The organism is Dictyobacter arantiisoli (assembly GCF_008326305.1).
Lineage (GTDB): Bacteria > Chloroflexota > Ktedonobacteria > Ktedonobacterales > Ktedonobacteraceae > Dictyobacter > Dictyobacter arantiisoli.
In genome coordinates, this window is sequence record NZ_BIXY01000058.1 from 12,962 (window position 1) to 23,852 (window position 10,891).

Annotated in this window: 1 protein-coding gene; it reads right to left on the reverse strand. The window is 50.8% G+C overall.

Annotated features, from left to right (window positions below; all coding sequences use genetic code 11):
• The coding region (locus tag F1593_RS18020; RefSeq protein ID WP_149402957.1) for a non-ribosomal peptide synthetase at positions 1-10,887 on the reverse strand (10,887 nt) is incomplete at its 3' end.
• Positions 10,888-10,891: the final 4 nt, after the last annotated feature.

The following is a 10,891-nucleotide window of genomic DNA, read 5'->3' on the forward strand; positions in this document are numbered from 1 at the left end:
GCGGGAGATGGTGGAAGCATCAAACAGATCGGTGTCGTACTCAAGGGTTCCTTCTAACCTGCTGCCATTTTCCACCATGGATAGTGTCATATCGAACTTCCCAAGAGAGCTTTCTACTAGCATTGGCTCCATCTGGATGCCTGGCAGTTCCGATCCGGACACCGGCTGGTTTTGCAACACAAACATAACCTGGAACAATGGGGAATGGCTCAAACTTCGCTTCGGTTGCAGCGCCTCCACCAGGACCTCAAAGGGCAGATCCTGATGTGCATAGGCTCCCAATGCCACAGCGCGCGTTCTCGCTAGCAGTTCTCGGAAGCTTGGATTCTCCCTCAGATCTCCTCGCAATACGAGCGTATTCACAAAAAAGCCGATCAACGCTTCGGTTTCCACCCGGTTCCGATTGGCTATTGGCACCCCAACCACAAGGTCCTCCACTCCCGTATAGCGAGCAAGCAATACCTGGAAACCTGCCAGCAACGTCATAAACAGTGTGACCCCTTCTTGCCGACTCAGGACGTTGAGCCCTTGGCTCAACGCTTCAGGGAGCGCGAAGACGTGGTGTGCTCCATGATAGGTCTTCACCGCTGGACGAGCTCGATCGGTGGGTAATTCTAACACGGTGGGGGCGTCTGCTAACTGGGTCTTCCAGTAGGCAAGCTGAGCATTCAGCATCTCTCCCTGGAACCAGGCTCGTTGCCAGACGGCAAAGTCGGCGTATTGAATTGGCAGATCCGGCAATGGTGAGGGCTGCCCGGCAACAAAGGCCGTGTAGAGCGTGCTGACCTCTTCGAGCAGAATGCCCATCGACCAGCCATCGGTGATGATATGGTGCATCGTGACAAGCATCACATGCTCTCGCTCGTGCAGGCGCACCAGTTGCACCCGCAGTAGAGGGCCCACGGATAGATCAAAGGGCATCTGCACATCTGCTTGAGCGAGTCGTTGAGCCTCAGCTTCACGTTCTTCGCCAGACAGCCCCGAGACATCGATCACAGGCAGCAAGACCAGCGCTGCATCCTGAATGACCTGGACGGCCTGCCCATCTTCTGCAACAAAGGTCGTGCGCAGCACTTCATGACGACGCACAATTTCGCTGATACTGCATTGCAACACGGTGATATCCAGAGAACCTCTCAAACGCACATAGGCAGGCGTATTATAGAGAGAATTTCCTGGTTCTAACTGCTCAATAAACCATAAGCGTTGCTGGGCAAAGGATAGCGGAATGTGCTGGTCTCGGGGAGCTGGCAGTAGAGGTAGGCTTTGTAGGCCCAACGAAACCCTTTGAATTTCTTCAATCTGTTTGGCTAAGCCAGCAACATTGGGTGTCTTAAGCACACTCTGCATTGGAATTTCCATCTGGAAAGCCATGCGCAAGCGAGAGATTATCTGCGTAATGAGCAAAGAATGTCCACCCAGTTCAAAGAAATTGTCATACATCCCCAGCTTCTCGACATTGAGAACCGTCGCACAGATAGCCGCCACGATCTCCTCAACTTGGGAGCGTGGGGCAACATGGTCCACCTCTGACTCCACCCACATCGTCCCAGGATCCGGAAGTGCTCGGCGATCAACTTTACCATTTGGTGTAAGAGGGAAGGCATCCAACACTATGATGACCGATGGCACCATATAGTCCGGCAAGCGCTCCCCAAGGTAGCGCTTCAACTCGTCAGGCAAGACATGCTTCTCATCAATTTTGCTCACCACATATGCCAGCAGCCGTTTATCTCCCACAACCTCCTCGCGTATCATCACTACAGCACCTGAAACGGCTGAATGCTCTTCCAGAATTACTTCAATCTCGCCCAATTCAATCCGGAATCCACGCAACTTGACCTGATGATCGCGCCGACCCAGAAACTCGATCGTGCCATCAGCCAGATAACGTCCCAGATCACCCGTTCGGTATAAACGAGCACCTGGAATCGCACTGAAGGGATTGGGCATAAACCGTTCGGCGGTCAATGCGGGTTGGTTGAGATACCCTCGACCCAGTCCTTCGCCGCCAATATAGAGCTCTCCTGTCACCAGGAATGGAACCGGCTGGAATTGCTCATCCAGGATATAGATCTGCGTGTTAGCGATCGGACGACCAATAGAAACCGACGAACCAACCTGCATCCCCGGCGTCATAGTGTAACAGCTGGTAAACGTAGCATTCTCTGTTGGTCCATAACCGTTAATCAGCATGCATTCCTGTGACTGTGCCAAGAACTTTTGTACATGGGTCACCGATAGTACATCGCCACCAGCCAGAAGTTGTTTCAGGCCAAGCAAGCAATCCAGATGATAGTCGACCATCTGATGAAACAGGCCAGAAGTAAGCCAGGCTGTCGTAATTTGTTGCCGCTCAATAAGTTGCGCTAGTACATATAATGATGGATTTTGCGCAGGGGCTATGACAAGCCGTGCTCCGTTGAGGAGACATCCCCAGATTTCCAGCGATGAAACATCAAAAGAGATCGGAACAAATTGCAAAAACACATCCTGTGCAGAAAAGCTCATATAGTTTGTCTCTTTGATAAGCCGCACGACGCTTTTCTGCTGGATACCGACACCCTTTGGCTCCCCGGTAGAACCAGATGTATAGGCAATATAAGCAAGATTATCGCTGAGTGCTCTGTGCACTGGCGAAAGATCACGCTCCTCCTGGCTTCCTTCATACCATGTGCTGTCCAGACACAATGGAGCGTGTATAGCCAGTTCCGGTAGACGCTCCAGAAGATCGTGCTGTGTAAGTAATACTTTGATCTGTGCATTCTCAAATATGTAGAGCATTCTCTGTACCGGATTATGAGGATCTACTGCTACGTATGCCCCTCCAGCCTTCAGAATACCTAACAACCCTATTATTTGATTCAGCGAACGCTCCATACAGATTCCAACAGGCACCTCTGGCCCAACACCTCTCTGTTGTAACTGTCTGGCAAGGAAATTGGCCCGCAGGTTCAATTCTTGATATGTTATCTGCTGCTCCCCGCAAACCAGGGCTATTGCATCCGCTTGTCGCGCAACCTGTTCAGCAAAGAGATCCTGAAGACAACGTTCTCGTGGATAGGCTGTCTCTGTCGCTGTCCAGGTATCCAGGATCAGGGTCCGCTCTTCTGTTGACAGGAGTGACAACTCGCTCAAAGGTGCATCAGAATTGGCTTGCATACTTTTCAGTAATACCTCAAAATGCTGAATGAAGTGGGAGATGGTGGAAGCATCAAACAGATCGGTGTCGTACTCAAGGGTTCCTTCTAACCTGCTGCCATTTTCCACCATGGATAGTGTCATATCGAACTTCCCAAGAGAGCTTTCTACTAGCATTGGCTCCATCTGGATACCTGGCAGTTCCGATCCGGACACCGGCTGGTTTTGCAACACAAACATAATCTGGAACAATGGGGAATGGCTCAAACTTCGCTTCGGTTGCAGCGCCTCCACCAGAACCTCAAAGGGCAGATCCTGATGTGCATAGGCTCCCAATGCCACAGCGCGCGTTCTCGCTAGCAGTTCTCGGAAGCTTGGATTCTCCCTCAGATCTCCTCGCAATACGAGCGTATTTACAAAAAAGCCGATCAACGCTTCGGTTTCCACCCGGTTCCGATTGGCTATTGGCACCCCAATCACAAGGTCCTCCACTCCCGTATAGCGAGCAAGCAACACCTGGAAACCTGCCAGCAACGTCATAAACAGTGTGACCCCTTCTTGCCGACTCAGGACGTTGAGCCCTTGGCTCAACGCTTCAGGGAGCGCGAAGACGTGGTGTGCTCCATGATAGGTCTTCACCGCTGGACGAGCTCGATCGGTGGGTAATTCTAACACGGTGGGGGCGTCTGCTAACTGGGTCTTCCAGTAGGCAAGCTGAGCATTCAGCATCTCTCCCTGGAACCAGGCTCGTTGCCAGACGGCAAAGTCGGCGTATTGAATTGGCAGATCCGGCAATGGTGAGGGCTGCCCGGCAACAAAGGCCGTGTAGAGCGTGCTGACCTCTTCGAGCAGAATGCCCATCGACCAGCCATCGGTGATGATATGGTGCATCGTGACAAGCATCACATGCTCTCGCTCGTGCAGGCGCACCAGTTGCACCCGCAGTAGAGGGCCCACGGATAGATCAAAGGGCATCTGCACATCTGCTTGAGCGAGTCGTTGAGCCTCAGCTTCACGTTCTTCGCCAGACAGCCCCGAGACATCGATCACAGGCAGCAAGACCAGCGCTGCATCCTGAATGACCTGGACGGCCTGCCCATCTTCTGCAACAAAGGTCGTGCGCAGCACTTCATGACGACGCACAATTTCGCTGATACTGCATTGCAACACGGTGATATCCAGAGAACCTCTCAAACGCACATAGGCAGGCGTATTATAGAGAGAATTTCCTGGTTCTAACTGCTCAATAAACCATAAGCGTTGCTGGGCAAAGGATAGCGGAATGTGCTGGTCTCGGGGAGCTGGCAGTAGAGGTAGGCTTTGTAGGCCCAACGAAACCCTTTGAATTTCTTCAATCTGTTTGGCTAAGCCAGCAACATTGGGTGTCTTAAGCACACTCTGCATTGGAATTTCCATCTGGAAAGCCATGCGCAAGCGAGAGATTATCTGCGTAATGTGCAAGGAATTTCCACCCAGTTCAAAGAAATTGTCATACATCCCCAGCTTCTCGACATTGAGAACCGTCGCACAGATAGCCGCCACGATCTCCTCAACTTGGGAGCGTGGGGCAACATGGTCCACCTCTGACTCCACCCACATCGTCCCAGGATCCGGAAGTGCTCGGCGATCAACTTTACCATTTGGTGTAAGAGGGAAGGCATCCAACACTATGATGACCGATGGCACCATATAGTCCGGCAAGCGCTCCCCAAGGTAGCGCTTCAACTCGTCAGGCAAGACATGCTTCTCATCAATTTTGCTCACCACATATGCCAGCAGCCGTTTATCTCCTACAACCTCCTCGCGTATCATCACTACAGCACCTGAAACGGCTGAATGCTCTTCCAGAATTACTTCAATCTCGCCCAATTCAATCCGGAATCCACGCAGCTTGACCTGATGATCGCGCCGACCCAGAAACTCGATCGTGCCATCAGCCAGATAACGTCCCAGATCACCCGTTCGGTATAAACGAGCACCTGGAATCGCGCTGAAGGGATTGGGCACAAACCGCTCGGCGGTCAATGCGGGTTGGTTGAGATACCCTCGACCCAGTCCTTCACCGCCAATATAGAGCTCTCCTGTCACCAGGAATGGAACCGGCTGGAATTGCTCATCCAGGATATAGATCTGCGTGTTAGCGATCGGACGACCAATCGGTAATGTCGACAGGCGATCAAGGGCTTCTTGCTCCATAGGGGACTCATAGATTGTAGCCAGAATAGTTGTTTCCGTAGTCCCCCAGACATTGAGAAACCGTGATGGACGCTGCAAGAGATGAACCCATTCCTTCAACCTTGCCAGCGACGGACTCTCACCGCCTGTTACCAGGAGTTTAAGCGTTTCTGGAACTAGTTGCTTCCATGTCATTAGGTCATTAACAAGTTGGTGCCAATAGGCAACAGGAGGATTAAGCTTTGTCACACCATAGCGTTGACAGTCGGAGAGGAGCTCCAGAGTAGACACCTTCGTTGAGGCACCACTCAATAGCAAGGAGGCACCACTACTCAGGGTTGGGAAGATCTCTTCAACGGAGATGTCAAATGATAAGGATACAAATTGCATCTGTTTGTGACTTGCATCGAGACCAAAAATATCGATTAAACCAGTCACACGGGCAGTTATAGCTCGATGCGTGATCATTGCTCCCTTTGGACGACCCGTTGATCCTGAGGTGTAGATTATGTAGGCTAGATTCTCAGGTGTAGCTCCACTTACCGGGTTCTCCTCACACTGCTGGGAAAACACCTCCTGCTCACCATCCAGACAGATCACGTGCGCCCTATGCTCAGGTAATTTCGGCAACACCCCCTGCTGTGTCAGCAGGAGCGACACAGCCGAATCCTCTAGTAGGTACGCAAACCGTTCTTGCGGATAGGTCGGGTCCATGGGAACATACGCGCCACCCGCTTTGAGGATACCCAGAACACCCACGATCATCTCAACAGAACGTTCCACACACAAACCGACACGTACATCGGGTCCAACACCTTGGCTCTGCAGATAATGAGCCAGCTGATTAGCCCGACGGTTCAGCTCTTCATAGGTCACTATATGCTGTTCGAACATCAATGCTGATGCCTGCGGACGCAGCTGTACCTGTCTTTCAAAGAGGGAATGAAGGCACTGGTCATCAGGATAATCTGCCTGAGTAGCATTCCAGGTCACGACTTGCCGCTGATATTCTTCCTCGTTCAGCAGAGGCAATTCAGATAATAGCTGGGTAGGATCGGCAAGTAATCCTTCAAGCAACTGCTGATAGTGTCCGACAAGACGTTTGATCGTTGTTTCTTCAAACAGGTCGACATTGAATTGAAGTGCCCCACACAGATTCTCAGGCGTTTCCCACATGACCAGATTAAGATCGGCTTGTGCGGCAAGATTGACCGCATCCAGCTGGCGGACCGTCAGATCTGGTACGACAAGATCAACTGGCGGAATATTCTGAAAAGCAAAGGCTATCTGAAAGAGGGGAGCATAACTCAGATTACGTTCGGGTTGCATTGCCTCGACCAACTGCTCGAATGGTAAGTCCTGATGAGTATAGGCATCCATTGCGGCATCTCGTACTCGCTTTAACAGATCCTGCACGCTCGGATTATCCGAGAGGTCGACGCGAATCACCAGCATATTCACAAAGAAACCAACAAGTTGCTCTAACTCGGCATGCGTACGATTGGCAATAGGCATCCCGATTACAATGTCTGTTTGCCCGGTGTAGCGCGCAAGAAGTATTTGGAATGCCGCGAGGAGTGTCATGAAGAGTGTGACACCTTCCTGTTGACTGAGCTCTTTTAACCCCTGTCGCAGATCATAAGGCAATGTAAAGAGAGATTGCGCACCTCGATACGTTTGCACAGGAGGTCGTGAATGGGATGAGGGTATTTCAAGCAGAGGTGGAGCACCGTCGAGCTGCGTTTTCCAATATTTCAGTTGTTGCTCAAGGATGTCACCTTGCAACCAGTTCCGCTGCCATAGTGCGTAATCCGCATACTGAATGGACAACTCTGGCAATTGCATCGGTGTATGGGAAGCAAAACTTGTATAGAGAGAGGCAACCTCTTCAATAAGGACACGGAATGACCAACCATCACAGATAATGTGATGGATCGTAAGCAATAGGATATATTCATCTCTATCTAAACAAACCAGGCCGGCACGGACCAGCGGCCCACGGGTAAGGTCGAAGGTAAGCTGCGCTTCTTCAGTCGCGAGATGTTCTGCCGTCATATTCCGTTCTTCTTCAGATAACGTGCGCAAATCTATGATATACAACGGCAACAAAAGGGATGCAGCAATAACCTGCACCGGGTGCCCATTTTCCATGACAAAGGTTGTACGCATAATCTGGTGACGACGTATGACCTCGTTTAAGCTGTTCTCCAACGCGGTCACATCTAGTCTACCAGTGAGTTGCAGTCTGACAGAAATATTGTAGACCGGATCATTGGGAGTCAGTTGATCAATAAACCACAATCGCTGCTGTGCAAAAGATAGTGGTGGATTCCCCTGTATCGGCTGAGGCACCAGAGGCGAAATGAGCAATCCATGCTTCCTGCTTTGTGCAACCTCAATGGATCTGGCAAGGCCTGCTATCGTTGGTGTGTCAAACAAACTCCGTAGAGGGATGTCCAGGGAAAACGTCGTGCGGATCCGAGCCATAATCTGAGTAGCTAATAACGAGTGCCCTCCCAGATCAAAGAAACTATCATTGACGCTGACACGAGCAATACCCAATACCTGTGTCCATATATCTACCAGCATCTCTTCTGTCGATGTCCTTGGAGCAACAAAGGCCTTGTCTCTCGCAGGCAGCACATCCGAGGGGGCAGGTAGTGCCCGTCGATCCACCTTGCTATTGGGTGTCAGAGGGAGCGTTTCCAGTAACACGAAGGCCCCTGGCACCATGTAGCTCGGCAATGCAGCACGAAGGCGGCGACGTATATCATCAAGGAGTTGCGTTGCGGCTTTGGCATCCACATCTACCGACCGTTTAAGAACAATGTAGGCAACCAGTCGCTTATCTCCCGGCACATCTTCTCGTACGATAACCAGGCTTTCCTGTACCGCAGGATGCTGGCGTAGAGCAACCTCAATCTCGCCCAACTCAATACGGTATCCACGAATTTTTACTTGAAAATCGATGCGCCCAAGTAACTCAAGATTCCCATCTGGTAAATATAGTGCCAGGTCCCCCGTCTTATAGAGCCGTGAACCTGGTACACGACTAAATGGATGAGGAATGAAGCGCTCTGCTGAAAGATCACCTCTATTCAAATAGCCCCGTGCTAGACCAACCCCACCAAGGTACATTTCGCCGGCAACCCCTATTGGAGCAAGATTCAGGTGCTTATCAAGCACATATGCCTCTGTGTTGGCAATCGGACAACCATATGGGATACTTTTCAATGTCGGATCTCGACGATCGATGAGATAGGTCGTAGAATCCATCGATACCTCGGTGACTCCGCCAAGACCTACAATTTGAACATCGTCCTTGATAGCCTTCATACGATCGGGAAGAGTTACTGGAATCCAGTCACCACCGAGTAACACCACTCGCAGAGAACGTGGATAGAGCTCTGGCCTGTGATTGATATGATTGATATACATCTCCAGGAGCGATGGTACCGAATGCCACACGGTTATCTGATGTCGCAGCATTATATCCGCCCACGCAGCTGGATCACGCTCGACCTCTGCCCTCGGGGTTACTACTGTCCCACCGATTGCTAGTATGCCAAACATATCGTAGGTTGACATATCAAAGCTCAGTGAGGCCAACGTGAGAAGACGATCCTCTGAATGGACTCCAAAACGTCTGTTAAAGTCATAAAAATTGTTAATTCGACCATGGTGGTTCAGTAGGACACCCTTTGGACGGCCCGTTGAACCCGATGTGTAGATCATATATGCCAGATTCTCGGCTGTGACTCCGCTTACCGGATTCTCCTCACTCTGCCGGGAAAACACCTCCTGCTCACCATCCAGACAGACCACTCTCGCCCTATGCTCAGGTAACCTCGGCAGCAATCGCTGCTGTGTCACCAGGAGCGGCACAGTTGAATCCTCTAGCAAGTACGCTAACCGTTCTTGCGGATAGGTCGGATCCATGGGAACATACGCGCCACCCGCTTTGAGAATCCCCATAGCTCCTACGATCATCTCAGCCGAACGTTCCACACACAAACCGACGCGCACTTCTGGTCCAACACCCCAACTCCGCAGGTAGTGGGCCAGTTGATTGGCCTGACGGTTCAACTGCTCATAGGTCAATACATGCTGCTCACAGATCACCGCCGTCGCCTGTGGACGCAGTTGTACCTGCTTCTCAAAAAGATAGTGCAGACACTGATCGTCGGGATAACTAACCTTTGTGGCATTCCAGGCCACAACTTGCTGCTGATATTCTTCCTCAGTTAACAGGGGCAATTCAGACAGCCGCCGGGTGGGATCGGCAATCAACCCTTCGAGCAATGTCTGGTAATGACCCGCCATGCGCTTGATAACATCAGAATCGAAGCGACGGCAATCATAATCAATTTGAAAGAGCACATCACTTCCAGCCGCAGCAACAACACTTAATGTGAGTGGATAATTATTCCGCTCTATTGGATATGTATCAAGAATCTTCAGATTGCCTTCCACATTATGTAAAGCGTTTTCTGCTAAGAAATGCTTGAAGACAAGAATGCTCTCAAAGAGAGGCTGTCCTCGAGGTACTTCACTCCACTGCTGTACTTGTACCAGCGGTGTGTGCTCATACTGGCGCAACTCCGCCTGCTGTTCCTGAAGTTGACGTAGCCATGTCCCTACTGTTTGTCTATCATCTACATAGATACGAACCGGTAACGTGTTAATACACAAACCTACTATTGTATCTACACCCACAAGATCAGCAGGTCGCGTGGACATTACAGATCCGAAGATGATATCGCTCTGAGCAGTATAGCGACTGAGCAGCAAAGCCCAGCATGCCTGTACGACCGTGTTCAGAGTGACACTTTGCTGACGTACCAGTTCCCTCAGCTTTCCAGTCATCTCTGTCGACAGCCGTAGGGGCTGCCTGCCATACTCTTTTGCGCTTGCCGTAGGTATGTGATCAACGGCAAATGACGTGAGAGCCGTTGCACCTTTCAGTTGCTGGCGCCAGAAGGCCTCACCCCTGGATAAGTCTTGTTGTTGAAACCAATCAATATAGTTCCGATATGGATGGGCGTACCCTAATGACAGAGGACGGCCCTGACATATCGCTTCGTACGAGGTAAACAGCTCTCTGAGAACAATGGAGAGAGACACACCATCCAGGAGAAGATGATGGTAACTCCAAATAAAATGGTAGTGTGTCTCCCCAAGTCGAATAAGTGTCAGACGGAGTAACGGTGCTTGCGATAGATCAAATCCACGCAGGTAATCCGCTGTAAGCACATCCTCTAACTGGCTTTTCTGCTCATCTGGAGATACATGCCGCCAGTCATATTGTGCCAGAGGGAGATCAACCTCCTGTTGGACAACTTGCAGTGGCTTGTCAAGCTCCTCCCAGTGAAACGAAGTCCGTAAAGTCGGGTGGCGCTCAATGACATATTTCCATGCTCGCTCGAATGCTCCTATGCGAAGGTTCCCCTCAAGAACACAGCCCAACTGCTGAACATACATCCCCGATTCTGGTTCCTGAATCGAGTGAAAGAGGATACCTTGCTGTATCGGCGTCAATTCGTAGATGTCTACAATGTTATCAGTTATCATGAGA